Below are 25,784 nucleotides of genomic sequence, written 5' to 3' on the forward strand. Positions count from 1 at the left end.
ATGGCGGCTCAGGACCGGGTGGCGAGGGTGCGGGCGCTTCTCGACGGCGTCCGCCGCGAAGGGCGCCGCGCCCTGACGGCCCCCGAGGGCAAGCTGGTCGCCGACGCCTACGGGATCGCCGTGCCCGGCGAGGAGATCGCCCTCGACCAGGACGAGGCGGCGGCCCACGCGGAACGCTTCGGCGGCCCCGTGGTGATGAAGATCGTCTCCCCCGACATCCTGCACAAGACCGACGCGGGCGGGGTGCTGGTCGGGGTCGAGGGGGCGGCGGACGTACGGGCCGCCTTCCGCACCATCGTCGAGAACGCGCGGGCGTACGACAGCCGCGCCCGGATCGACGGCGTACAGGTGCAGGAACTGCTCCCGCCGGGGCAGGAGGTCATCGTCGGCGCGGTGACCGACCCGACCTTCGGGAAGGTCGTCGCCTTCGGCCTCGGCGGGGTGCTCGTCGAGGTCCTCAAGGACGTCACCTTCCGGCTCGCGCCGGTGGACGCCGACGAGGCGCTGTCGATGCTGGACTCGATCCGCGCCGCGGAGATCCTCCGCGGGGTGCGCGGCGCGCCGCCGGTGGACCGGGCGGCCCTCGCCGAACAGATCCGGCGGGTCTCCGAACTCGTCACGGACTTCCCCGAGATCGCCGAGGTGGACCTCAACCCGGTGATCGCCACCCCCGAGGGCGCTGTCGCGGCGGACATCCGCGTGCTCCTCGGCGGGAGCGCTCCGGCCGGGCGCCGCCGGTACAGCCGGGCGGAGATCCTCACGTCCATGGACCGGCTGATGCGGCCGTCGTCGATCGCCGTGATCGGCGCCTCCGACGTTCCGGGCAAGATCGGTCACGCGGTGCTGCGCAACCTGATCGACGGGGGCTTCGCGGGCGAGATCCATCCGGTGAACCCCCGGGCCGACGACATCCAGGGCCGCAAGGCCTACGCGAGCGTCGCGGACATTCCCGGAGACGTGGACGTCGCGGTCTTCGCCGTGCCCGCCCGCGCGGTGGCCCGGGTGCTGGAGGAAGTGGGACGCAAGAACATCCCCAACGCGGTCCTGATCCCCTCCGGGTTCGCGGAGACCGGCGAACAGGGGCTCCAGGACGAGATCGTGGCCATCGGCGAGCGGTACGGCGTCAGGCTGCTGGGCCCGAACATCTACGGCTACTACTCGACCTGGCAGGACGTGTGCGCCACGTTCTGCACGCCGTACGACGTGAAGGGCGGTGTCGCGCTCACCTCGCAGTCCGGTGGCATCGGCATGGCCGTCCTGGGGTTCGCGCGTACGACGAAGACGGGTGTCTCGGCGATCGTCGGGCTCGGCAACAAGGCGGATCTGGACGAGGACGACCTGCTCACCTGGTTCGGCGAGGACCCGCACACGACGTGCATCGCGATGCACCTGGAGGACCTCAAGGACGGCCGCGCCTTCGTGGCGGCGGCCCGCGCCACGGTCCCGAGGAAGCCGGTCGTGGTCCTGAAGGCCGGCCGTACCGCCGCCGGAGCACGGGCCGCGGGCTCCCACACCGGAGCCCTCGCGGGCGACGACGCCGTGTACGACGACATCCTGAGGCAGGCCGGTGTCATCAGGGCTCCCGGACTGAACGACATGCTGGAGTACGCGCGCGCCCTGCCGGTGCTGCCTGCTCCCCGGGGCGACAACGTCGTGATCATCACGGGCGCGGGCGGCAGCGGCGTCCTGCTGTCCGACGCGGTCACCGACAACGGGCTGTCCCTGATGGAGATCCCGCCGGACCTCGACGCCGCCTTCAGGAAGTTCATCCCGCCCTTCGGAGCCGCGGGCAACCCGGTGGACATCACGGGTGGCGAGCCGCCGTCGACGTACGAGGCGACGATCCGGCTCGGTCTGGAGGACCCGCGTATCCACGCACTCGTCCTCGGCTACTGGCACACCGTCGTGACCCCTCCCATGGTCTTCGCCGAGCTCACCGCGCGCGTGGTGGCCGAATTCCGCGAACGCGGCATCGAGAAGCCCGTGGTGGCGTCCCTCGCGGGCGACGTCGAGGTCGAGGAGGCCTGCCGGTACCTGTACGAGCGGGGGGTCGTGGCCTACCCGTACACGACCGAGATGCCGGTGGCCGTCCTCGGCGCGAAGTACCGCTGGGCGCGCGCGGCAGGACTGTTGGGGGGCCGTTCATGACATGAGTGTGCGCGGGGGCGGCCGACGGTGCGCGTCGGCCGCCCCCGGGACCCGTGAGCGCACGAAAGGCATTTGGCAGGGGGCGCTGACCAGATCTTTCGACGCAAGGGGTGCTCGATCGACATGACAACCACCGACTACTCGACATCCGTCCCTCATCGAGAGGTGAGGGACCGCAACGGACGCGTGTACCGCGTCGGCGAGACCGACATCGACATCATGGGCCGCAAACGCGCGTGGATGGTCTTCCTGCCCTGGGCGGGCATGCTGGGCATCAGTTCCGCCGAGTACGCGTTCACCTCGGCGGAGGACACGCTCCACGAGGCGCATCTGTGGAGCAGCGGACACATCTTCTGGCTGATGGGCGTCTGGATCTTCTTCCAGGCGGCCGTGGCCTTCCCGGCCGGGCAACTGCGCGAGAGCGGCAGGCTCCCCGCCCGTACGGCGATGCTGCTGGGCGCGCTCGGCACCCTGCTCGGCTATGTGTCCCTGGCGTTCGCGCCACATGTGGCGGTCGCCTATCTCGGCTTCGGCATGTGCAGCGGCATCGGCGCGGGTCTCGTCTACGCGACCTGCGTGAACATGGTCGGCAAGTGGTATCCGGAGCGCAAGGGCGGCAAGACGGGCTTCGTCAACGGCGGTTTCGCGTACGGGTCCGTGCCCTTCGTGTTCCTGTTCACCTCGTACATGGACCTGGGCAACTACCGGGGCGTCCTGGTGGGCGTCGGTCTCCTCTGCTGCGCCCTGGTCGCGGTCGCCGGCTGGTTCTTCAAGGACCCGCCGAAGGGCTGGTGGCCGGCGAACGTGGACCCGCTGAAGGTGTCCGACGACCCGAAGGTCCGGCGGGCGCTGGAGAAGAACCCGCCGGCGGTGAAGCAGTACACCCCCAGGGAGGCCGCGCGTACCCCCGTGCTCTGGATGATGTGGTTCTGTCTGCTGTGCACGGCCGGGATCAACATCTTCGGCATCGCGTTCCAGGTGCCGTTCGGCAAGGACATGGGTTTCGCCGGCGGGATCGTGGCCACGGCGATGTCCCTGAAGGCGATTGTCAACGGCACCGGGCGCGGGGTCATCGGCTGGATATCCGACCGGTTCGGACGACGCCACACGCTGATCATCGTGTGTCTGGTGCTCGGCTCCGCCCAGTTCGGTGTCCTGGTCTCCGGCCAGATGGGCAGCATGCCGTTCTTCCTGTTCTGCTCCATGGTCTCCGGCTTCGGCGGCGGGGCGATCTTCCCGCTGTTCGCGGCCATGACGGCGGACTACTTCGGTGAGAACAACAACGCCTCCAACTACGGGATGGTCTACAGCTCGAAGCTGATCTCGGGCCTCGTGGGCTCCGGCATGGGCGCGGTCGTCGTCGGCGCGTGGGACTACCACGGCGCCTTCGTGCTCGCCGGGTCCATCGGTCTGGCGTCGGCGGTACTGGCCCTGTTCCTCAAGGCACCGGGCCGACCGCGGGCCCGCAGCATCGTTCCCAATCCGCACCCGCTCGGCGAGGAGATGGCCTGATGACGACGGAACCCATCGTGGAGAAGGACGCGCCGGACGGCCCCGGCGCCTCGGGGCGCGCGTACCGGGAAGTCATGGACGCCCGGGGCCGTGTCTACCGGGTCGGCGAGACGGACCGGGACATCCTCGGCCACTCGCGGAAGTTCATGGTGTACCTGCCCTGGGCCGCCATGATGGCCATCAGCGTCTTCGAGTACGCGTACGGCTCGGCCGAGGACACCCTGTCCCACGCCCACGGCTGGACGCAGAGCAACACCTTCTGGATCCTGAGCATCTGGGTCTTCTTCCAGGCCGGCATAGCGTTCTCCGCCGGCTGGCTGCGGGAGAAGGGCATCCTGACGGCCCGCAAGGCCATGTACACGGGCTCGGTCATGTGCGCGGTCGGCTTCCTCGCGCTCTCGCACCTGAGCAATGTCCTGCTGGCGATCCTCGGCTTCGGGGTCATCGGCGGCGTCGGGTCCGGTCTGGTGTACGCGACCTGCATCAACATGGTCGGCAAGTGGTTCCCCGAGCGACGTGGCGCGCGGACGGGATTCGTCAACGGCGGATTCGCGTACGGCTCCCTGCCGTTCATCTTCATCTTCAACTACGCCTTCGACACGGCCAATTACCACCGTGTGCTGGACCTCATCGGCTGCTACGTGATGATCGTGGTGCTGTCCGCCGCGGTCTTCTTCAAGGACCCGCCGAAGAACTGGTGGCCCGCGGATATCGACCCGCTGACGTACGGCGGTTCCGCGAAGGGGGCCGCGAGTCTCTCCAAGAACCCTCCCGCCGTGAAGCAGTTCACCCCCAAGGAGGCCATCAGGACCGGCATGCTCCCGCTCATGTGGATCGCGCTCGTGATGACCGCGGGTGTGTCGATCTTCGGGATCTCCTTCCAGGTCGACTACGCCAAGGAGGTCGGCTTCGGGCCCCTGGTGGCGGCCTCGTCGATGGGCGTGATGGCGGTCATCAACGGCGTCGGCCGGGGTGTGGTGGGCTGGCTGTCCGACACGTACGGCCGCAAGCAGACCCTGGTGTTCGTCATCCTGGTCCTCGGAGTCGCGCAGTTCGGCGTGATCTGGGCCGGTGACATCCACAGCGAGGCGCTCTTCCTGTTCTTCGCCTTCCTCTCCGGGTTCGGCGGCGGGGCCTTCTACCCGATGTTCGCGGCCCTGACTCCGGACTACTTCGGCGAGAACTACAACGCCACCAACTACGGGCTGGTGTACAGCGGAAAGCTGATCAGCGGTCTGTTCGGCGGCGGGCTCGGCTCGATGGTGGTCGCCGCCTGGGGCTACGACGGCGCGTACGCGCTGGCCGGCGGGATCTCCATGGTGGCGGCAGCGATCGCCCTGCTGCTGCGACAGCCGGGACGCAGTACGGCGGACACCTCGGCACCCCAGCCACAACCGGTGGGCTGAATACGGGCCGCCCTCACGAGGGTGGCCCGTCCCGGGCCCGTACGAGGGTGCTCGTCCAGGCCTGTACGAGGGTGGCCCTCCCCGCGACTCGGCGGGGAGGGCCACGCTTGTGGGCCGTGGCGCGTCTACGGAGCGTCGTTGCCGCCGAACGCCGCGTCGAACAATGCCGTCGGGGGCTCGAAGTCGTACGCCTTGAGGCGGGTCAGCGCCTCGGGTGCGCCCCGGAGCCGGTCCATGCCGGCGTCCTCCCACTCGACCGAGACGGGCCCCGTGTAGCCGATGGAGCGCAGCATGCGGAAGACGTCCTCCCAGGGGACGTCGCCGTGACCCGCGGAGACGAAGTCCCAGCCGCGGCGCGGGTCGCCCCACGGCAGGTGGGAACCGAGCCGGCCGTTGCGGCCGTCGAGGCGCTTGCGGGCCTCCTTGCAGTCGATGTGGTAGATGCGGTCGCGGAAGTCGTAGAGGAAGCCGACCGGGTCGAGGTCCTGCCAGACGAAGTGGGACGGGTCGAAGTTGAGGCCGAAGGCCGACCGGTGGTCGACTGCCGCCAGGGCCTTGTGTGTTGTCCAGTAGTCGTAGGCGATCTCGCTCGGGTGGACCTCGTGCGCGAACCGGACGCCCTCGGCGTCGAAGACGTCCAGGATCGGGTTCCAGCGGGTCGCGAAGTCCTCGTAGCCGCGCTCGATCATCGATTCGGGTGCGGGCGGGAACATCGCGACGAGGTGCCAGATCGCCGAGCCGGTGAATCCGATGACGGTGTCGACGCCGAACGCCGCCGCCGCGCGCGCTGTGTCGGCCATTTCGGCGGCGGCCCTCTTGCGCACGCCCTCGGCCTCGCCGTGGCCCCAGATGCGGGCGGGCAGGATGGCCCGGTGGCGTTCGTCGATGATGGCGTCGCAGACGGCCTGGCCGACCAGATGGTTGGAGACGGCCCAGCACTTGAGGCCGTACTTGTCGAGAAGCGCGCGCCGGGAGTCGACGTACGACGGATCGTCGAGTGCCTTGTCGACCTCGAAGTGGTCGCCCCAGCAGGCGAGTTCGAGGCCGTCGTAGCCGAAGTCGCGGGCCAGGCGGCAGACCTCTTCGAGGGGCAGGTCGGCCCACTGGCCGGTGAAGAGCGTGTAGTTGCGCGGCATTCCAGAACCTCCTCAGACGGCTACGGGTGTGTACAGGGAGTTCTTCCCGGCGCTCTCCTCGACCGCCGCGAGGACGCGCTGCACCTGCAGGCCGTCGGCGAAGGACGGTGTGGGCGGGCGGCCTGCGGCGATGGCGTGTACGAGGTCGCGGGCCTGGTGCGTGAAGGTGTGTTCGTAGCCGAGGCCGTGTCCCGGCGGCCACCAGGCGTCGAGGTACGGGTGGTCGGGCTCGGTGACAAGGATGCGGCGGAAGCCCGCGTGGGTGCCGGGTTCGGTGTGGTCGTGGTAGGCGAGTTCGTTGAGGCGTTCCAGGTCGAAGGCCAACGAGCCGCGATCGCCGTTGAGTTCGATGCGCAGGGAGTTCTTGCGTCCGGTGGCGAAGCGCGAGGCCTCGAAGGAGGCGAGGGCGCCGGAGGCGAAGCGGGCCGTGAACAGAGCGGCGTCGTCGACGGTGACGGTGCCTGTACGGGAGCCCGGAACGGCATCGGAACCCGAGCCCGAACCGAAGCCGGAGCCGGAGCCGGAGCCGGCGAGTGAACCCGGGCCGGAGCCTGCACCCGGACCGGAACGCGAGCCGTCCGACGGGGCGCCCGGTTTCGGCACGGCCGACAGTCCGCCGGACGCCCGTGCGGGCAACGGACGTTGTCGTACGAAGGTCTCGGTGAGGGCGGAGACCCCGCCGAGCGGCTCCCCCGCCAGATGCTGCGCGAGGTCGACGATGTGGGCGCCGAGGTCACCGAGGGCGCCCGATCCGGCGGCCTCCCTGCGGAGTCTCCAGGTGAGCGGGAACTCCGGTTTCACCAGCCAATCCTGAAGGTACGTCACCCGCACGTGCCGCAGCGGTCCGAGGCGGCCCTCGGCGACCATGGAGCGGGCGAGCGCCGTGGCGGGGAGTCTGCGGTAGTTGAAGCCCACCATGGACATCTGGCCGCGTCCGAGGGCCGCGGCGGCCGCCGTCGCCATCGCCATCGCCTCTTCCACGGAGTTCGCGAGGGGCTTCTCGCAGAGCACGTGCTTGCCCGCCGCCAGTGCGGCGACCGCGATCTCGGCGTGGCTGTCGCCGGGCGTGCAGATGTCGACGAGGTCGACGTCGTCCCGGGCGATCAGCGCACGCCAGTCCGTCTCGGCGGCCCCCCAGCCGTGCCGGTCCGCCATCGCCCGCACGGCCCGTCCGTCCCGGCCGCAGACCGCGGCGAGGACCGGCCGGTACGGCAGGTCGAAGACGCGGCCCACGGTGCGCCAGCCCTGGGAGTGGGCGGCGCCCATGAACGCATAGCCGACCATGCCCACGCCCAATGGCGGCTTCGCGGCCTCGTCGCCCCGGTGCGGCTGTCCCATGCGGATGTCCTCCTCGTCGTCGTGGAGCGGTGGGGATGGGGCCCGGACCCCCGTACCGGGCCCCCGGAACAGGGCGTCTCACTTGAAGCCGGTGGCCATGTACTGCTTGACGTTGTCCTTGTCGACGACGGCCGAGTAGAGCGTGAGCGACGCGGGGATCTCGAACTCGGCGAGCCCCCCGATGCCCTTGCCCTGCCCGAGCGTGCGGGCGAGGTCGATCGCGGACGCGGCCATGGTCGGCGGGTACAGGACCGTGGCCTTCAGGACGCTGTTTCCGGAGTCGATGGCCTGGAAGGCGGAGAGCGCTCCGGCCCCGCCGACCATGAGGAAGTCGTCCCGGCCGGCCTGCTCGATGGCCCGCAGCGCTCCCACTCCCTGGTCGTCGTCGTGGTTCCACAGGGCGTCGAAGTTCGGCTGCGCCTGGAGGAGTTGGGACATCTTGGCCTGGCCCGACTCGACGGTGAACTCGGCCGCCTGACGGGCCACCTTCTTGATGTTCGGATAGTTCTTCAGCGCCGCGTCGAAGCCCTCGGTGCGCTGCTTGGTGAGTTCCAGGTTGTCCAGGCCGGCGAGTTCGATGACCCGGGCGCCCGCCTTGCCCTTGAGCTTCTCGCCGATGTAGTGCCCGGCGCTCAGGCCCATGCCGTAGTTGTCGCCGCCGATCCAACAGCGATACGCCTGAGGTGAGTTGAAGATCCGGTCGAGATTGATGACGGGGATGCCCGCGCGCATGGCCTTGAGGCCGACCTGGGTGAGGGCCTTGCCGTCGGCCGGCAGCACGACCAGCACGTCGACCTTCTTGTTGATCAGTGTCTCGATCTGGCCGATCTGCGCGGCCGTGTCGTTGGAGCCCTCGGTGATCTCCAGGGACACGTCCGTGTACTTCTTGGCGCGGTTCTTGGCGTTGTCGTTGATGGCGTTGAGCCAGCCGTGGTCGGCCTGCGGTCCGGCGAAACCGATGGTGACGTGCTTGCCGGGCCTGTCGTCGGCGGCCGGCTGGTCGTTCGCGGCCGGCTTCTCGTCCTTGGTGTCGTTGCTGGTGCAGCCGACGAGGAGGGCACCGGCCGAGACGGCGGCGGTCCCGAGGAGCAGTCCTCTGCGACTGGTCAGGCTCATGGGTTCTGGCATGGCGGTGGACCCTTCCCGTGTCAGGTCGTGCTTGCTGTGCGCCGCTGGACCAGGACCGCGGCGACGATGATCGCCCCCTTGGCGATCTGCTGTACGTCGCTCTGGAGGTTGTTCAGCGCGAAGATGTCGGTGATCGTCGTGAAGATCAGCACGCCGAGCACCGAGCCGGTGACGGTGCCGCGGCCCCCGCTGAGCAGGGTGCCGCCGATGATCGCGGCCGCGATGGCGTCGAGTTCGTAGAGATTGCCGTTGGTGTTCTGGCCCGAGCCGGACAGGATGACCAGCAGGAAGGCGGCGATGCCGCAGCACAGTCCGGAGAGCAGATAGAGGTACAGCCGCTGACGTCGTACGTCGATACCGGCCAGCCGGGCCGCCTCCGCGTTGCCGCCGACGGCGACCGTGCGCCGGCCGAAGGTGGTGCGGTTCAGGACCAGCCAACCGATGACGGTGACGACGGCGAAGACCAGGACCAGCGGTGGGACGCCGAGCACGTAGGAGTCGCGCTCACCGAGCTTGAGGATGGCGTCCACCGAGACGATCTGGGTCCTGCCGTCGGTGATCTGGAGGGCGAGCCCGCGGGCCGAGGCGAGCATGGCGAGCGTCGCGATGAAGGGGACCATCCCGCCGTACGCGATGAGCAGGCCGTTGACCAGGCCGCAGCCCAGGCCGACGAGCACCGCGGTGAAGAGGATGCCCGCGAAGCCGTACTCCTGGGTGGCGACGGTGGTCGCCCAGACCGAGGAGAGCGCGACGATCGCGCCGACGGACAGATCGATGCCGCCGGAGGTGATGACGAAGGTCATGCCGACGGTGACGACGCCGATCACCGAGGCCTGGGTGAGGACGAGTTGGAGGTTGCGGGTGTCGAGGAACTCGTCGGGCCTGGTGACGCCGCCGATGACGATCAGGGCGGCGAGGACGCCGAGGAGCGAGAGCGTGCGAACATCGGCGCGGGCCACCACGGTTCGCCACGCGGGGAGTTCACTCGTCGAGGGCACGTTGTCGGTGCCGTCCCGGGGCGGGGACACGTGCTGCGTCATGACGCCGGGCTCCCTTCACTGGCCACAGGGCTTCCTTCGATGACGAGGTCGAGTACGCGGTGTTCGTCGAGCTCGCGGGCGGGTGCGGTGTGTACGACGCGCCCCTCGCGGAGCACCAGGACGCGGTCGGCGAGCCCGAGCACCTCGGGCAGTTCGCTGGAGACCAGCAGCACGGCGAGGCCTTCGTCGGCGAGTCGGCGGATCACCGCGTACAGCTCGGCGCGCGCCCCGACGTCGACGCCACGCGTGGGCTCGTCGAGGAGCAGGACGCGGCAGCCGCGCAGCAGCCAGCGCGCCAGCACGACCTTCTGCTGGTTCCCGCCGGACAGCGTCCTGACCGGCACCGCAGGGTTGTCGGGGCGCAGGGAGAGCTCGCGGGTGGCCGCGCGTGCCGCACCGCGCTCGGCCCGCCGGTCGATCCAGCCCCCGTGTGCGAAGCGGGACATGGACGACACGGAGACATTGCGGGTGACCGACTCCAGCATGAGCAGCGCCTGCGCCTTGCGCTCCTCGGGGGCGAGACCGAGGCCGGCGCGTACGGCGGCTCGTACGCTGCCGGTGCGCAACGGCTTCCCGTTCACGCAGACTTGACCGGTCGTCGGTCTGCGTGCCCCGTAGATCGTCTCCAGGATCTCGGAGCGGCCGGAGCCGACGAGGCCTGCCAGGCCGACGATCTCACCGGGACGCAGTTCGAGGTCGAGCGGCTCGAACTCCCCCTGGCGGGAGAGGCCCTGGACCCTGAGTACGGGGTCACCCGGCGGCCGCGTACGAGGCCGGTCCGGGAAGACGTACTCGACGTTGCGCCCGGTCATCAGCGCCACGACCTCGCGGGTCGGTGTCGACCTGGCGGGCAGTCCCCCCGCCACCGCACGACCGTCCTTCACCACGGTGACACGGTCACCGATGCGGCGGATCTCCTCCAGCCGGTGCGAGATGTGGACGACGGCGACACCGTCGGCGGTCAGATCGCCGACGATGCGGAAGAGGTTGTCGACCTCGTCGGGGTCGAGGGCGGCCGACGGCTCGTCCATGACGATGAGCCGTACGTCGTGGGAGAGCGCCCGCGCCATGGACACGATCTGCCGCTGGGCCGCCGACAGATCACCGACCAGCCGTGCCGGATCGATCTCCGGATGCCCGAGCCGCTTGAGCAGTGCGGCGGTCGACGCCTTGGCGGCCTTGCCCCGTACGACGAATCCGGCGGCGGTGGGTTCATGTCCGAGGTGGACGTTCTCGGCCACCGACAGCCCTTCCACGAGGTCGAGTTCCTGGTAGATGGTGGCGATGCCGAGGCGCATGGCGGCGATCGGGGACTTGAGGGTGACTTGCTGGCCACGCCAGTCGATGGTGCCGTCGTCGGGCTGGTGGGCGCCGGCCAGGACTTTGATGAGTGTGGACTTGCCGGCGCCGTTCTGGCCGAGCAGGCAGTGCACTTCGCCGGCCTGGACGTCGAGGTCGACGCCGTCGAGGGCCCGGACTCCGGGGAACGACTTGGTGATGCCGGACATGGTGAGCAGCGGTGGTTCTGGTGCCATGACGGTTCCCTCGGGCAGGCGTGCGGGCCGGTTGCCGGGCGGTGCGCGTACGGGGCGGGACTTTTCGGGCACGGCGGAGCGGGGCTCGGCGCCGGTGGTCCGATTCCTGGAGGTGGCTTGCGCGGGCGGAAAATGTGGCTTACGCGGGCGAGAACAGGTGGTCGCTGATCAGCCGGGCCCCGCCGATGACTCCGGCGGTCGGGCCCAACTCCCCGAGGACGATGGGCAGATTGCCGGTCGCGAGCGGAAGCGACTGGCGGTAGACCTGGGTGCGGATCGCGGCGAGCAGGGTGTGGCCGAGACCCGTCACCCCACCGCCGATCACCACCAGGCCGGGATTGAAGAAGCTGACGAGTGCGGCGATGACCTGGCCGGTGCGGTTGCCGCCCTCGCGGATCAGGTCGAGCGCGGTGGCGTCGCCCGCAGCGGCCGCGGCGGCGACGTCGACGGCGCTCAGCCCGCCGTTCGCCTCCAGCCGCGAGGCGAGTTCGGCCGACAGTCCCTGCCGTGCGGCCTCCACGGCGTCCCGCGCGAGCGCGGCGCCACTGAAGTGGGCTTCCAGGCAGCCCCGGTTGCCGCAGGCGCACGGACGGCCGTCGGGCACGGCCTGGATGTGCCCGATGTCGCCGGCGCTGCCCGTCGCTCCGCGATGGACCTCACCTCCGACGACGATGCCGCAGCCGATGCCGGTGCCGATCTTGACGCAGAGGAAGTCGTCCACGGAGCGTGCGACGCCCGCGTACTGCTCCCCCATGGCCATCAGGTTCACGTCGTTGTCGACCATGACCGGACAGCCGAGTTCCTGGCTGAGCGCCTCACGGACCGGGAAGCCGTCCCAGCCGGGCATGATCGGCGGGGCGACCGGGACACCCTCGGGGAAACGGACGGGACCCGGAACGCCGATGCCGGCACCGTCGAAACCCTCCGCGAACCCCGAGTTCCTCAACTTCGCGGCCATGGCCAGCACTTGTTCGGACACCGCGACCGGTCCCTCGCGGACGTCCATGGGCTGGTTGATGTGCCCCAGGATTTCCAGTTCGGCGTTGGTGACGGCCACGTCGATCGAGGTCGCGCCGATGTCGACACCCAGGAATCTCAGCTCCGGCGCGAGCCGGATGCCGTGCGAGCGGCGCCCGCCCCGCGAGGCGGCGAGTCCGTCGGCCACCACGAGCCCGGTCTCCAGCAGCCGGTCCACCTCGACGGCCAGTTTCGACCGCGAGATGTCGATCTGATCGCCCAACTGGGCACGGGAGTTGGGGCCACCGTCACGCAACAGCCGCAACAGTCGGGCCTGATGGGCGTTCGCGGGTCGTGCCGTCATACGTCTCACGAGCCCCTCCCCGCCCAGATCGGCCTGCGTCCGTCAGGTTCCGGCCACTCTCACCGGCCGTGCTTTCGAGGGGAAAGTAGCAGCGGCTGCCGGGAGTTGGAAGAAGTCGCGCAGCGATTGCCGCGGACTTTCTCCACTCCCAGGACAAAGATCTGTCGTTCACGACGGCGGCGCGGGTCGAGCCGATCTTCGTGGTCCGCTCGGCGCGGAGGCGCGCTGGGCACCGTGCCGTCCCTCGCCGGAGGCGGTCGTGGGCTCGCACGAGCGGGCCTCGGGACCTCCCGAAACAGGTTCGGACGCGGACGCCGATCCCCTGGCCCCGGCCGGCCCGACCTCGTAACCCGGGCTCGGCCGCGAGGCTCGGGCTCGTCAGGGCCGGACCCGGACCCGTGCGCAAGACTCAGCCCCGGACCCGTGCGCAAGACTCAGGCCCGGACCCGTGCGCAAGGCTCGGGCCCGGGGAGCCGCGCGCGAGCGCAGGGGCCGGGGCCCGGGGAGCCCGCACGCGCGGGGCCGGGGGAAGGGTCCGTCGGTCGGCTACTTCTCGCGGTCGTGGTACATCTTCCGCGTGTGCTCCGTGTGGGCCCGCATGACCGCGGTGGCCCGCTGTTCGTCGCGTTCCGCTATCGCGGCTATCAGTTCGCGGTGCTCGATCCAGGACTGCCGGCCGCGCTGGCGGGCCACCGGCGTGTAGTACCAGCGGACCCGGCGGTCGACCTGTGCGGCGAGCTCGGCGAGGACCGTGTTGCCGGCGAGCTCCATGATCTTGGCGTGCAGCCGCGCGTTCATCGCGACCGCGCCGTCCACGTCGTCTGCGGCGACCGCCCGCTCGCCCTCCGCGCACAGGTCTTCGAGCGCGGTGATGGCGGCACTGCCCGCGTTGGCGGCGGCGAGCCGGGCCGCTTCGGCCTCCAGGAGCGTACGGACCGTGAGGAGCTGGTCGGCCTCCTCCTCGGTCGGCTCGTGCACGAACGCGCCCTGGGCGGGCCGCAGATCGACCCAGCCCTCGGTGCTCAGCCGCTGGAGGGCTTCGCGCACGGGCTGCCGGGACACTCCGAGATGACCGGCGAGTTCGCTCTCGACGAGGTGCTGGCCCGGCTGGAGGGCGCGGGTGGTGATGAGTTCGAGCAGCGCCTCGTAGACGCGGTCACGGAGCGGGCCGGGCCGCTCTAGCTTGGGTACCGCTCCCTGAGGCAGTCCTGTCGACAACATCACGGTCCCTCCTGGGCAGCGCCGTCGCCGCGATAGGAAAGTCGATTGTCAATTGTCTTTCGCCTACAGTCTACGGCGCACAAACGCCCGGCAGGCACAGGAGTTGGGCTTGTCACACCCGGGTACGCGTGGGCCGGACGAGCAGCTCAGGCCACCTCACGGGCAGCGGACGACCTGCCCCGCGTAGGAGAGGTTGCCGCCGAAGCCGAACAGCAGGACGGGGTCGCCGGTGGAGATCTCGCCGCGCTCGACGAGCTTGGAGAAGGCGAGCGGGATGCTCGCGGCGGAGGTGTTCCCGGACTCGACGACATCGCGCGCGACGACGGCGTTGACCGCGCCGATCTTCAGGGCGAGGGGTTCGATGATGCGCAGGTTGGCCTGGTGCAGGACGACTCCGGCGAGGTCCTCGGGCGCGAGGCCGGCCCGCTCGCAGGCCTTGCGGGCGATCGGCGGGAGCTGTGTCGTGGCCCAGCGGTAGACGCTCTGCCCCTCCTGCGCGAACCGCGAGGGAGTGCCCTCGATGCGTACCGCGTTGCCCATCTCGGGCACCGAACCCCACAGCACCGGGCCGATGCCGGGCTCCTCGCCCGCGGGGCACGCCTCGACGACGGCGGCCCCCGCGCCGTCCCCGACGAGGACGCACGTCGTGCGGTCGGTCCAGTCCGCCACGTCGCTCATCTTGTCGGCGCCGATGACCAGCGCCCGGGTCGCGGCACCGGCACGCACGGCGTGGTCGGCGGTGGCGAGGGCGTGGGTGAAACCGGCGCAGACGACGTTGACGTCCATGGCGGCCGGGGAGGGGATGCCTAGGCGGGCGGCGACCCGGGCTGCCATGTTCGGGGAGCGGTCGACGGCCGTGGAGGTCGCGACGAGGACGAGGTCGATGTCGCCCGGCGTCAGACCGGCCGAGGCGAGTGCCTTGGCGGCGGCGTGCGCGGCCAGCTCGTCGACGGGCTCGTCGGGCCCGGCGATGTGGCGGGTCCGGATGCCGACGCGGCTCCTGATCCACTCGTCACTGGTGTCCACCAGGCCCGCCAGGTCCTCATTGGTGAGTACCTTGGCGGGCTGGTAATGGCCGACGGCGGCGATCCGTGAGCCGTTCATGAGTGGTCCCCCTCGTGCTTCGGTAGCGGGATCCACCAGTCTGATCAATGACTCACCGGTACGGCGGCAGGTGAAGCCACAGGATTGAGACGCCAGGCTTGTCGGCTTCTGTCAGACTCTCGGACACCCGAACGCCTAGCCCGAGAAGAGTTGTGTCGCCTTCTGTATCAGCTCGTAGAGGCCGTAGCACAGGGGTGCGCCCACCCACAGCCAGGCGAAGGCGATCAGCGCTCGCCTGTCAGGCGGACTCGGGCTGCTGTCGTGCGACATCGGCGGCCTCCCTCGGTGCGGGGATGTGGTGGCGGGCGTGCACGGGCCGTACGAACTCGTTCGCGACGAAGCCGACGGCGAGCAGCCCGATCATGATCAGGAACGACAGTTCGTACAGGGACGAGCCGTGTTTGCCGGCCGCCTTCTGGTGGTCCGCGATCCAGTTGACGATCAGCGGGCCGAGGACGCCGGCGGTGGACCAGGCAGTGAGCAGCCTGCCGTGGATGGCGCCGACCTGGTAGGTGCCGAACAGGTCCTTCAGATACGCCGGGATCGTCGCGAAGCCTCCCCCGTAGAAGGAGAGGATCACCAGCGCGCTCAGGATGAACAGCGGCTTGGAGGAATCCCCGAGCCAGGCGATGAGCGCGTACATCAGGGCGCCGACGCCGAGGTAGACCCGGTAGATGTTCTTGCGTCCGATCAGGTCGGAGGTCGAGGACCAGCCGATGCGGCCCGCCATGTTGGCCGCGGACAGCAGGGCGACGAACCCGGCGGCGGCCGAGACGGACACCGGCGTGGAGGTGCCCCCGAAGAAGTCCGTGATCATCGGAGCGGCCTTCTCCAGGATGCCGATGCCCGCGGTCACGTTCATGCAGAGAATGATCCACAAGCACCAGAACTGCGGGGTTCGGACGGCGTTCCGCGCGGAGACCTGGACCCCGTCGAGCGTGCTCGGCCCGGACACGACCGGCTTCTCGCCGCGCGGCACACGTACAAGGAGTACGCCGAGCGTCATGAACACGGCGTACGTCAGCCCGTGCACGAGGAAGGCGAGCGCGATCCCGGAGGAGTCGGATCCGAACGACTTCAGCATCTGGGCGGACCAGGGCGAGGCGATCAGCGCGCCGCCGCCGAAGCCCATGATCGCGATGCCGGTGGCCATGCCCGGCCGGTCCGGGAACCACTTGATCAGCGTGGAGACGGGCGAGATGTAGCCGATGCCGAGGCCTGTTCCGCCGACGAAGCCGTAGCCGAACACGATCAGCCAGTACTGCTCGGTGGCGGCGCCGAGCGCGGCGATGAGGAAGCCGGAGGAGAAGCAGACGAGGGCGACGGTCATAGCCCAGCGCGGACCGTTGCGCTCGACGAGCGTGCCGCCGAACGCGGCCGACAGGCCGAGCATCACGATCGCGAGCTGGAAGGGCAGCGCGCTCTGCGTTCCGCTGAGACCGAGCGCGGACTCGAGCGGCGGCTTGAAGACGCTCCAGGCGTAGGCCTGGCCGATGGAGAGATGGACCGACAGGGCGGCCGGCGGGACGAGCCAGCGGCTCCAACCGGGAGGTGCGACAGGAGGGCTCATGATCCGGGACGATAGGAAGCGGTCGCTCGGCTGTGAAGCGGCGTGACGCAAACTCGTCGACCGTATGCGATGAGCGGTATCCCTGACGCGACGAACGGTCACGGAGCAGGCCCGAGGGGGCTCCGCGCACACCGCACGAGAGGCTCCCGTTGCCCGTGCCGATGTCCCGCCCCTTGCCCCCGCCGCCCCCTTGCCTCCTTGCCCCCGCCGGCGTCCCGCCCCTTGCCCTCGCTCATTCCATCCTGTAGACAATATTTCGTCGACAGAGTTCGGAAGTTCCTCGGTACCCTCGACCGAACGGAGCGCCACCCAGTGAGAGTCGCAGTTCTCGGCGCCGGTGCGATCGGCGCCTACGTCGGCGCCGCGCTGCACCGCGCCGGCGCCGACGTGCATCTCGTCGCCCGTGGACCGCATCTCGCGGCCATGAGGCAGCACGGCGTCCAAGTCATCAGCCCGCGCGGGGACTTCACCGCACGCGCCCACGCCACCGACGACCCGGCCGACATCGGTCCGGTCGACTACGTCTTCCTCGGTCTGAAGGCCAACTCGTACGCGGCGTGCGGGCCGCTCATCGAGCCGCTGCTGCACGACACCACGGCTGTGATCGCCGCGCAGAACGGCATTCCCTGGTGGTACTTCCACCGGCACGGCGGACCCCACGACGGCCACCGGGTGGAGAGCGTGGACCCCGGCGGCGCGGTCAGCGCGGTGCTGGCGCCGGAGCGGGCCATCGGGTGCGTCGTGTATGCCGCGACCGAGCTGGAGGGACCGGGCGTCGTCCGCCACCTCGAAGGGACCCGGTTCTCCATCGGGGAACCGGACCGGTCCGTCTCGGCGCGCTGCCGGGCCTTCAGCGACGCCATGCGGGAAGGCGGGCTGAAATGCCCGGTCGAACCGGACCTGCGCAATGACATCTGGCTCAAGCTGCTCGGCAACATCTCCTTCAACCCGATCAGCGCGCTGGCCCGCGCCACGATGCGGCAGATGTGCCTGCACGGCGGAACGCGCAAGGTCATCGAGATCATGATGACCGAGACGCTGACCGTCGCCCAGGCCCTCGGCTGCGAGGTGGGCGTGTCCATCGAGCGGCGTCTCGCGGGTGCCGAGCGCGTCGGCGACCACCGCACCTCCACGCTCCAGGACCTGGAGCGCGGCAAGCCGCTGGAACTCGACGTGCTGCTCGCGGCCGTCGTGGAACTCGCGGAGATCACCGGGGTTCCGGTGCCGACGCTGCGTACCGTGTACGCCATCTCGGATCTGCTCGCGCTGCGGACGGCGGCATGACCGCGGAGCGGGCCGCCGACGGCCGAAGCGACATGCGCCCCGGTCCCGCACGTGCGGGACCGCCCCGCGGCACACGTACAGGTCCGGCCCGCGGCGTACGTACAGGACAATGAGAAACGCGAAGGTCACCCTCCCCTCCCGACGATCCGGTGACCCGCAGGGCAACCGCCGCAGGAAGGGCCGATCCGGCCGGCCGCACGTACGGAAGCGGGACTGATCAGGACATGGGACGAGTCACGGAACGACGCAAGGTGATCCGCATCCGGGACGGGGCCGTGAGCACCCGTCCGGACACGCTCGTCGCCGAGGAACCGCTGGAGATCCGCCTCAACGGCAAGCCTCTGGCGATCACCATGCGCACCCCGGGCGACGACTTCGCGCTGGCCGCGGGCTTCCTGGTGAGCGAGGGAGTGCTGGGCCGGGCCGACGAGCTGCAGAACATCGTCTACTGCGCGGGGGCCACGGTGGACGGCTCCAACTCGTACAACGTCGTCGACGTGCGGACGGCGCCCGGTGTCGTCATCCCCGACATCAGCCTCGAACGCAACGTGTACACGACGTCGTCGTGCGGTCTGTGCGGCAAGGCGAGCCTGGACGCGGTCCGTACGACGGCCCGCTGGACCATCGACGACACGGAGGGAGGCACCACTCCCCCGGTGCGGCTGGAGCCCGAACTGCTCGCGCGCCTCCCCGATCGGCTGCGCGCGGCCCAGCGGGTCTTCGACCGGACCGGGGGCCTGCACGCGGCGGCGCTGTTCACGGAGGAGGGCGAGCTGGTCGACGTGCGCGAGGACGTGGGCCGGCACAACGCGGTCGACAAGCTGGTCGGCCGCGCCCTGCAGAACGGCACGCTCCCGCTGTCCCGGACGGTCCTGCTGGTCTCCGGCCGGGCGTCCTTCGAGCTGGTGCAAAAGGCGGTGATGGCGGGCCTCCCGGTGCTGGCGGCGGTCTCCGCTCCGTCGTCGCTGGCCGTCGACCTGGCGGCGGAGACCGGCCTGACCCTGGTCGGCTTCCTGCGGGGCGCCAACATGAACGTGTACGCGGGCGAGCACCGCATCGCCCTGCGGGCCACGGCCGCCCAGGGCTGACACCGGCTCCCCGCGACACGGCGGCGGGGCCCCGAACGGCGGGGAGCGCCCCCTGCGCCGGAGGGGCCCCGCCTCAGCCCCGGACCCCCGCGACCTCGGCGAACGCGGCGATCAGGGGCGTGCGGCGACTCCTCTCCCAGGCCAGGAACACCTGGTCGGGTGGCGCGTCCGTGACCGGTACGTACGTGATGTCCGGGCGTGAGTACTGCTCGGCGACGGACTCCGGTACGAGGGTGATGCCCGCACCGCCCGCCACGCGCTCGAACTTCTCCTCGATGGTCCGGATCGGCAGATCGTCCGGCCCGGGGTCGGAGTAGCGCAGCCAGGCCTCGCCCTCCAGATCGGCGAGGGCGAGTTCCTCCTTCCCGGCGAGCCGGTGGGCCGCCGGGAGCATCGCGACGCGGGCCTCGTCGAACAGGGGCAGCAGGGCGAGCCCCTCCTCCTCTATCGGCCGGCGGACGTAGGCGAGGTCGACGGTCCCGCCGAGGATCAGCTGTTCCTGGTCGTCCCATTCGACCCGGCGCGCCTGGACGTCGACGTCGGGATGGGCGGCGCCGAAGGCCCGCAGGGCGCGGGTGACGACCACTCCGGCCCTGAAGCCCACCACGAGCCGGCGCGGGCCGCGCGCCGCCCGCCGCACCCGGCCGCGGGTCGCGTCGGCGGTGGCGAGCAACAGGCGTGCGTCGTCCAGGAGTTGGCTCCCCGCTGCGGTCAGCGCCACACCACGGCTGTCCCGTTCGAAGAGCACCGCGTCCAAGTCCTTCTCCAGTGCCCTGATCTGACGGCTCAGCACCGGCTGGGCGATGTGCAGTCGCTCCGCCGCGCGCCCGAAGTGCAGCAGTTCGGCCACCGCCACGAAGTAGCGGACCTTGCGCAGGTCGAGATCCATGATCACCCTTCCGTCGTGGCACCGACGATGCATTCAGGGTATCGCCGGCGCCGAAAGAGGTCTTGGACGACGGGGCACGGCCGCGAGCAGGCTTGGGGACACCGGGAAGAACCCGGGAATCACGCGGAAGGGAACCGACATGGGGCACAGGGGTCTGCAAGGGCAGCGGGTCGTCGTGATCGGCGGCACGGCGGGCATCGGGCTCGCGGTGGCGGAGGCGGTCGGACGGGAGGGGGCCGAGGTGGTGGTCGCCTCGCGGCGCCGGGAGAGTGTGGACGCCGCCCTGGAGCGGCTGCCGTCGGGCGCGGAGGGGCAAGTGCTGGACGCGACCGACGAGGACGGCGTCCGCGGCTTCTTCGACCGGATCGGCGGCTTCGACCACCTTGTCTACACGGCCGGCGAGTCGCTGCTGCTGGAGAACCTCGCCGAGTCCGATCCGACGCGGGCCCGGCGCTTCCTGGACACCCGCCTCTGGGGCGCGTACACGGCCGTCAAGTACGGCGCCCCGGCGATCCGCGAAGGCGGCTCGGTCGTCCTGACCACCGGCACGGCCGGGCGCCGGCCGATGCCGGGGACCACCGTCGCGGCGAGCCTGTGCGGGGCGATGGAGTCGCTCACCCGCGCCCTGGCCCTGGAGCTCGCGCCGATCCGGGTGAACGTGGTCGCGCCGGGAGTGGTCCGCACCGGGCTGTGGCGGGACCTGCCGGAGGAGGACCGCGACGGACTGTTCGCGTCCGCCGCCGGGTCGCTCCCCGTCGGCCGGGTGGGCGAGCCGGAGGACATCGCCGAGGCCTATCTGTACCTGATGCGCGGGGGCTACAGCACCGGTTCGGTCGTCGTGGTCGACGGAGGCGGCGTACTGGTGTGAGCCCCGGCCGGCTCAGGTGCGGCTCAGCCCGCCGTGAGGCGCACCTCGCCGGCGGTCACGACCGTGCCGAGGCGCGGGAAGTCCAGACGGACGGAGGCGTCGTGCTCGGGGGCGGTGAACGCGGCCATCGCGTCCTCCACGAAGACCAGGTCGTAGCCGAGGTCACCGGCGGCGCGCGCGGTCGACTCGACGCCGAGGTTGGTGGCGATACCGCCGAACACCAGGGTGGAGACGCCGTGTTCGCGCAGCCGTTCGTCGAGGCCGGTGCCCTGGAACCCGCCGATGGTCCGCTTCACGATCTCCAGATCACCCTCCGCGACGAGTCCGGCGACGAGTCCGCTGCCGGGCGGCTGCTCCGGGACTCCGGACCGCTCGACCCGGATCAGCACGACGAGCGCGCCCGCCTTCCGGAATGAGGTCGCCAACTCCTCGGCGGTGGCGAGAACTTCGGTCCCCTTGTGCGGCGCCAGGGGCAACGCCACGAAGCGCTCCATCAGATCGACGAGCACGAGGGCGGTGCGCGCCGGATCGAGGGCGAGGCGGGGTTCGGCTTCGGGTGCGGTCATGACGGAACGTTAGCCCGCATCAGCCGTCCGTACCGGAAATCCGGATCAACAAGCCCGTGAACGGTTCTCCGTCGGCCGGACCCACGGGCGCTGAAATCTGGCGTGAACACGACCGGTGCATGCTTCTTGTGGGGTGCATTAGGGCCCAAGTAGCGTCTGCGGCTCGAACGTTGGACGTGGGATGTCCGGAGAATCCGGATTGCCCAGCCGCCGTACGAAGGGCAGGTCGCACCATGCCGTCACGCCTTTGCAGCCGTCTCAGATCCACCTTCGCCGCCCGCCCGGGACCCCGCTCCCGCACTCGCCTGCGATCCGCCTTGCCCACCCGACCGGGACCCGGATCCCGCACGCGCCTGAGACCCGCCCTGGCCACCCGGCCAGGACCCGGATCCCGCACTCGCCTCCAAGCCGCCCTGACCGCCGCTCTCAGCATCGCCGCGCTGGTCGCGCTCCCGAGTACGGCGCGAGCCGAACCGGCGGCGCCGGGCGGTGAGTTCGAACAGCAGGTGCTGTTCAAGGCCTCCCAGGATCCGGGCTACGCCTGCTTCCGCATCCCCTCCGTCGTACGGACGACCGAGGGAACGCTGCTGGCGTTCGCCGAGGGACGCGTCCTCAACTGCGGCGACGCGGCCGACATCGACATCGTGGTGAAGCGCTCCAGCGACGGCGGGCGCACCTGGAGCCCGCTCCAGGTCGTCAACGACGGGGGCGGGAACACCCACGGCAACCCCACACCGATCGTGGACCGTGAGACGGGCCGGATCGTGCTGGCGGAGACGTACAACACGGGCCGTACGGACAGCGCGAGCTGCTCGGTGCCGTGCGACCGCACCCCGCATCTCCAGTACAGCGACGACGACGGACTCAACTGGTCGCAGCCGCGCGACCTGAGCGACGAGATCCTGCCCGCGAACTGGAACTCCTGGTACGCCACCGGTCCGGTGCACGGCATCCAGCTCACCCGCGGCCGGCACGCGGGACGACTCGTCTTCGCCGTCAACACCGAGACCTGGAAAGGCAGTCGGGTCACCGCCAACAACGCCGCGCTCATCACCAGCGACGACGACGGCGACCACTGGGACATCGGTGCGACCGACTCCTGGCCGATCGCGGACGACGGCACCTTCCGGCAGAAGCCGTCCGAGATGACGCTCACCGAGCGCACCGACGGATCGGTCCTGGTCAGCGGCCGTGAGCAGGACGGCACCGACCTCGGGCACCGCACCCAGGCGGTCAGCAGGGACGGCGGCGACAGCTTCGTCTCCCCCTTCCGTGACGTCCCGGACCTCTACGCGCCCCAGGTGCAGGGCTCGACCCTGCGCGTCGGCGACCGGATCCTACTGTCCTGCCCCGCGGATCCGGACCGCCGCCGGACGATGACGGTCCGCTCCTCGTACGACGGCGGACGCACCTGGGACAGCGTGGACCGCGGAACGGTCGTCACCACCGACTGGTCCGGCTACTCCGACCTGGTGCGCATCGGCGGCGACACCGTGGGTCTGATGTACGAGGGCGGCGCGGTCGACGCGCGCGACGAGATCCGCTTCGCCCGCTTCACCGAGGACTGGCTCCAGCCGCGCCGTGGCCCGGATCCGACGACGGCCGACCTCGCTCCCTTCACCCGGCGGGCAGCGGTCCTCGGCGGCGCGGGGCAGACGACGGGCGTCCTCGGGGACGCGATGGAGTTCGACGGCACCGACGACGCCGTGCGGCTGCCGTATCAGGACCGACTGCCGCTGGGGACGCAGGACTTCACGGCGTCCCTGTGGTTCCGCTACACGGCCACCAGCGGTGAGCAGCCGCTGCTGTGGATGGGCGGGATCGGTACGACGCAGCCGCAGGTGTGGCTGCGCGGGGAGCCCGCGTCCAACCGGATCACCGGTCTCATCACCACCAGGAACGGCGCGTCGCCCCCGGCCACGGCGTTCGTGCGCACCACCGACGCGTTCAACGACGGCCAGTGGCATCATCTGGCGCTGCGCCGCGGCGGGGGACAGCTCACGCTGTTCATCGACGGGACGACCATCAGCACCGCGGACGTGCCCGGATCGGTGAGCCGGAACTCGCCGTTCGGGGTGCACATCGGGCAACGGATGGACAGTCGGGCGTACTTCACCGGGGCGATCGACGATGTGCGCGTCTACGACCGGGCGTTGAGCGACGACGAGCTGTCGGCGCCGCCCTCGCGGCAGATGACCCGGGACACCGTCCTGTGGCTCCCCATGGACCATGTGAGCGGGGACCACTAACGTCCCGTCCGTGCCCGACGACGCACGAACAGGGCGGCGGAACGGGACCGGGCTCGGCATCCTGCTGGCCCTGGTCTCGGCGGCCGTGCTGCTCACCGTCCTCCCGGACCACGACCGGGAGGGCGGTGCCACGTGCGGCGCCCGCACCCTCACGTCCTGGGCCGCGAACACCCGGCTCACGGGCGAGTTCGCCCGGTACGGCGACGACGGTACCCGCGCCGACGACTGGACCGGCGGGGACGGGTCCCACTCGGTGCGACTGCCGGACGGCCGGGTGCTGTGGCTGTTCTCGGACACCTATCTCGGCCTGGTGCACGCACCTCCGAACCCGGTCGGCGAGTCGTACGCCTGGCGCGACGCGAGCACGCCCCTGGTGCGCAACTCGGCGGTCGTGATGTCCCGCGACGGCCGACTGCTGACCACTCTGCCCGCACCCGTCTTCCCCGACCCGGCACCACTGCAATGGCGCTGGCCGGTCGCCGCCCGTGTCGAACCCCGCTCTCCCGGTTCGGACCGACGTGTCGTCCGGGTTCTGTTGTGGACCCGGACGGCCGGACAGGCGCCGTGGATCTACGGCGTGCCCTCCGCCACCGAGGTCGCCACGCTCTCGCTGCCCGGACTGCGCCTCGAAGGCATCACCACGGTCCTGGACCAGCGGACGGTCACGGACCCCTCCCGGCGCGTGCTGTTCGGCACCGCGGCCGTCGACGCCGGCGCGTGGACGTATGTCTTCGGGGGCGACGACGGGCGGGCCGCCGCGCGCCCTGCCTCCCAGGCGTACGTGGCACGGGTGCCGCGCGGCAGGCTCGGCGAACCGGGGGCGTGGGAGTACTGGGACGGTTCGGCGTGGACGGCGCGCGGACGTCCGGCGCCGGTGCTCGGGGACGGCCGCCGCACGGGCGTGGGCAGCGCGTTCACCGTGGTGCGGGACGGCGGCACCTACGTCCTGTTCACGATGGCGGCGGGCGCCGCGGGCCTGACCACGATCACCTCGTACTGGGCGTGCGCGCCGGCCGGGCCCTGGCACGGGCCCACCCGCGGCTTCAGCCCGTCGCTGCCCGGGGGCGACGTGGCCGCGTACAACCCGCAGGCGCACCCGGAGCTGGGCGACGGCGACGGCGACGGCGACCGGATCGTCCTCAGCTACGACGTCAACTGGCTCGACACCACGGGCGCGGCGGGCGCGGCGGCGAATCTCAGCCGGAACGTGTCCCTGTACCGACCGCGATTCGTGACGTTGCGGCTGGGGAGACCTGGGACCTAGCGGACCCGCCGGACCCGCCCGCTCCGCCGGCCGTTCCGCCCGCGCCCGTCGTCCCCCCGGTGCCGGACCGCTGGTTCGGACCCGTCGGGCCGGACTCACCGGTCACCTCGGGGTCGCGGGCGCGGCGCTTGGCGATCACCGCGCACACCATGAGCTGCATCTGGTGGAACAGCATCAGCGGGAGCACGGCGAGGGAGGCGTGAGCGCCGAACAGGACACCGGCCATGGGTAGGCCCGAGGCGAGTGACTTCTTGGACCCGGCGAACTGGATGGCGATCCGGTCCTCCCGGTTGAAGCGCAGGGCCTTCGCGCCGTACCAGGTCAGAAGGAGCATGACGCCGAGCAACAGTGCCTCGACGACGAGGAGCCCCGCCAGCCGCGCGGCGCTGACCTGGCTCCAGATGCCCTGCACCATGCCCTCGCTGAACGCGGTGTACACGACGAGCAGGATCGAACCGCGGTCGACGTAGCCGAGGACCTTCTTGTGGCGGGTGATGAAGGCGCCGATCCAGGGGCGCAGCAGTTGCCCGGCCACGAACGGCACGAGCAGTTGCAGCACGATCCTGACGACCGAGTCGGCGGAGAACCCGCCGCCGCTGCTGCCGAGGAGGACCGCCGCGAGCAGCGGGGTGATGACGATGCCCGCGAGCGACGAGAAGGAGCCCGCGCAGATCGCCGCGGGCACGTTGCCGCGGGCGATCGAGGTGAAGGCGATGGACGACTGGATGGTCGACGGGACGAGGGTGAGGAAGAGGAGGCCGGTGTAGAGGTCGTGTGTCAGGAACACCGGCTCCAGTCCGCGAGCGGCGAGGCCGAGCAGCGGGAACGCCACGAAGGTGCAGATCAGCACCGTGCCGTGCAGCCGCCAGTGTTTGAGTCCGGCCACCGCCTCACGCGTGGACAGGCGGGCTCCGTACAGGAAGAAGAGGAACGCGATGGCAGCCGTGGACGCGCCCGAGGCGACGTCCGCTGCCGTACCGCTCGCCGGGAACAGGGCGGCGAGGCCCACGGTCCCGAGCAGCAGCAGGATGTAGGGGTCGACCGGCATCCAGCTCGGCCACTGCAGGCGTTTCACGGTGCTCCACTGCTCGGTTGCTCGGTTCGGTGCGTCTGTTCG

The 25,784-nt window shown here is 70.7% G+C and carries 21 protein-coding genes; 8 read left to right on the forward strand and 13 right to left on the reverse strand.

What is annotated here, in order from left to right; all coding sequences use genetic code 11:
* From ACFYR3_RS06045 to ACFYR3_RS06055, 3 genes are all read left to right on the forward strand, one after another.
* Positions 1-2,148, forward strand: coding sequence for an acetate--CoA ligase family protein (locus ACFYR3_RS06045; protein WP_389281707.1), 2,148 nt, complete (start codon positions 1-3; stop codon positions 2,146-2,148).
* Positions 2,149-2,271: 123 nt separating this feature from the next.
* Positions 2,272-3,660 carry an OFA family MFS transporter gene (locus tag ACFYR3_RS06050; protein ID WP_355849890.1) on the forward strand — a complete coding sequence of 463 codons (1,389 nt, stop codon included), beginning with the start codon at positions 2,272-2,274 and terminating at the stop codon, positions 3,658-3,660.
* Complete coding sequence (locus ACFYR3_RS06055) at positions 3,660-5,066, forward strand: OFA family MFS transporter (RefSeq protein WP_389281710.1); 1,407 nt, start codon at positions 3,660-3,662, stop codon at positions 5,064-5,066. Before ACFYR3_RS06050 ends, ACFYR3_RS06055 begins: the two co-directional genes overlap by 1 nt.
* 125 nt (positions 5,067-5,191) lie before the next feature.
* On the opposite strand, the gene ACFYR3_RS06060 is transcribed toward ACFYR3_RS06055, so the two are convergent.
* The 10 genes from ACFYR3_RS06060 to ACFYR3_RS06105 form a co-directional block, all read right to left on the reverse strand.
* Positions 5,192-6,202: a sugar phosphate isomerase/epimerase family protein gene (locus tag ACFYR3_RS06060; protein WP_389281712.1), complete on the reverse strand. Its 1,011-nt coding sequence runs from the start codon at positions 6,200-6,202 to the stop codon at positions 5,192-5,194.
* A 12-nt stretch (positions 6,203-6,214) separates the two neighbouring features.
* Positions 6,215-7,540, reverse strand: coding sequence for a Gfo/Idh/MocA family protein (locus tag ACFYR3_RS06065; RefSeq protein ID WP_389281714.1), 1,326 nt, complete (start codon positions 7,538-7,540; stop codon positions 6,215-6,217).
* A 78-nt stretch (positions 7,541-7,618) separates the two neighbouring features.
* Entirely contained in the window at positions 7,619-8,668 is a 1,050-nt protein-coding gene (locus tag ACFYR3_RS06070) for a substrate-binding domain-containing protein (RefSeq protein WP_355849878.1), read from the reverse strand.
* A 20-nt stretch (positions 8,669-8,688) separates the two neighbouring features.
* Positions 8,689-9,708, reverse strand: a complete 1,020-nt coding sequence (locus ACFYR3_RS06075; RefSeq protein ID WP_355849875.1) for an ABC transporter permease — start codon at positions 9,706-9,708, stop codon at positions 8,689-8,691.
* A complete protein-coding gene (locus tag ACFYR3_RS06080; protein WP_389281717.1) occupies positions 9,705-11,243 on the reverse strand; it encodes a sugar ABC transporter ATP-binding protein in 1,539 nt (512 codons plus the stop codon). The genes ACFYR3_RS06075 and ACFYR3_RS06080 overlap by 4 nt, the downstream gene beginning before the upstream one ends.
* A 139-nt stretch (positions 11,244-11,382) precedes the next feature.
* Positions 11,383-12,564: an ROK family transcriptional regulator gene (locus ACFYR3_RS06085; protein WP_355850060.1), complete on the reverse strand. Its 1,182-nt coding sequence runs from the start codon at positions 12,562-12,564 to the stop codon at positions 11,383-11,385.
* Between the two features lie 546 nt (positions 12,565-13,110).
* Positions 13,111-13,785, reverse strand: a complete 675-nt coding sequence (locus ACFYR3_RS06090; RefSeq protein ID WP_389282014.1) for a GntR family transcriptional regulator — start codon at positions 13,783-13,785, stop codon at positions 13,111-13,113.
* A 156-nt stretch (positions 13,786-13,941) separates the two neighbouring features.
* On the reverse strand, positions 13,942-14,889 hold the full coding sequence (locus ACFYR3_RS06095; RefSeq protein ID WP_355849869.1) for a beta-ketoacyl-ACP synthase III: 948 nt from the start codon (positions 14,887-14,889) through the stop codon (positions 13,942-13,944).
* A gap of 135 nt (positions 14,890-15,024) precedes the next feature.
* Complete coding sequence (locus ACFYR3_RS06100; RefSeq protein WP_355849866.1) at positions 15,025-15,159, reverse strand: hypothetical protein; 135 nt, start codon at positions 15,157-15,159, stop codon at positions 15,025-15,027.
* Positions 15,128-16,459, reverse strand: coding sequence for an OFA family MFS transporter (locus ACFYR3_RS06105; RefSeq protein WP_355849863.1), 1,332 nt, complete (start codon positions 16,457-16,459; stop codon positions 15,128-15,130). Before ACFYR3_RS06105 ends, ACFYR3_RS06100 begins: the two co-directional genes overlap by 32 nt.
* 312 nt (positions 16,460-16,771) lie before the next feature.
* On the opposite strand from ACFYR3_RS06105, the gene ACFYR3_RS06110 reads away from it, so the two are divergent.
* Together ACFYR3_RS06110 and fdhD are read left to right on the forward strand one after the other, a co-directional pair.
* Complete coding sequence (locus ACFYR3_RS06110) at positions 16,772-17,743, forward strand: 2-dehydropantoate 2-reductase (protein ID WP_389281720.1); 972 nt, start codon at positions 16,772-16,774, stop codon at positions 17,741-17,743.
* A 224-nt stretch (positions 17,744-17,967) separates the two neighbouring features.
* Positions 17,968-18,831: a formate dehydrogenase accessory sulfurtransferase FdhD gene (fdhD, locus tag ACFYR3_RS06115; RefSeq protein WP_355849857.1), complete on the forward strand. Its 864-nt coding sequence runs from the start codon at positions 17,968-17,970 to the stop codon at positions 18,829-18,831.
* 73 nt (positions 18,832-18,904) lie between these two features.
* Here fdhD and ACFYR3_RS06120 read toward each other — a convergent pair whose 3' ends face one another.
* Entirely contained in the window at positions 18,905-19,720 is an 816-nt protein-coding gene (locus tag ACFYR3_RS06120) for a LysR family transcriptional regulator (RefSeq protein ID WP_389281722.1), read from the reverse strand.
* A gap of 139 nt (positions 19,721-19,859) precedes the next feature.
* Here ACFYR3_RS06120 and ACFYR3_RS06125 point away from each other — a divergent pair, with 139 nt between their 5' ends.
* Complete coding sequence (locus tag ACFYR3_RS06125) at positions 19,860-20,588, forward strand: SDR family oxidoreductase (RefSeq protein WP_355849851.1); 729 nt, start codon at positions 19,860-19,862, stop codon at positions 20,586-20,588.
* Between the two features lie 23 nt (positions 20,589-20,611).
* On the opposite strand, the gene ACFYR3_RS06130 is transcribed toward ACFYR3_RS06125, so the two are convergent.
* Positions 20,612-21,154 (reverse strand): isochorismatase family protein, encoded by a 543-nt coding sequence (locus tag ACFYR3_RS06130; RefSeq protein WP_355849848.1) that lies wholly within the window; start codon positions 21,152-21,154, stop codon positions 20,612-20,614.
* A 365-nt stretch (positions 21,155-21,519) separates the two neighbouring features.
* On the opposite strand from ACFYR3_RS06130, the gene ACFYR3_RS06135 reads away from it, so the two are divergent.
* Both ACFYR3_RS06135 and ACFYR3_RS06140 read left to right on the forward strand, forming a co-directional pair.
* Positions 21,520-23,403: an exo-alpha-sialidase gene (locus tag ACFYR3_RS06135; RefSeq protein WP_389282016.1), complete on the forward strand. Its 1,884-nt coding sequence runs from the start codon at positions 21,520-21,522 to the stop codon at positions 23,401-23,403.
* A 10-nt stretch (positions 23,404-23,413) separates the two neighbouring features.
* Entirely contained in the window at positions 23,414-24,667 is a 1,254-nt protein-coding gene (locus ACFYR3_RS06140; protein ID WP_355849842.1) for a DUF4185 domain-containing protein, read from the forward strand.
* Here the strand turns inward: ACFYR3_RS06140 and ACFYR3_RS06145 are convergent.
* On the reverse strand, positions 24,600-25,715 hold the full coding sequence (locus tag ACFYR3_RS06145) for a bile acid:sodium symporter family protein (protein ID WP_356782093.1): 1,116 nt from the start codon (positions 25,713-25,715) through the stop codon (positions 24,600-24,602). The genes ACFYR3_RS06140 and ACFYR3_RS06145 overlap by 68 nt on opposite strands.
* Between the last annotated feature and the right edge of the window lie 69 nt (positions 25,716-25,784).

The organism is Streptomyces sp. NPDC005784 (assembly GCF_042871525.1).
Classification (GTDB): Bacteria; Actinomycetota; Actinomycetes; order Streptomycetales; family Streptomycetaceae; genus Streptomyces.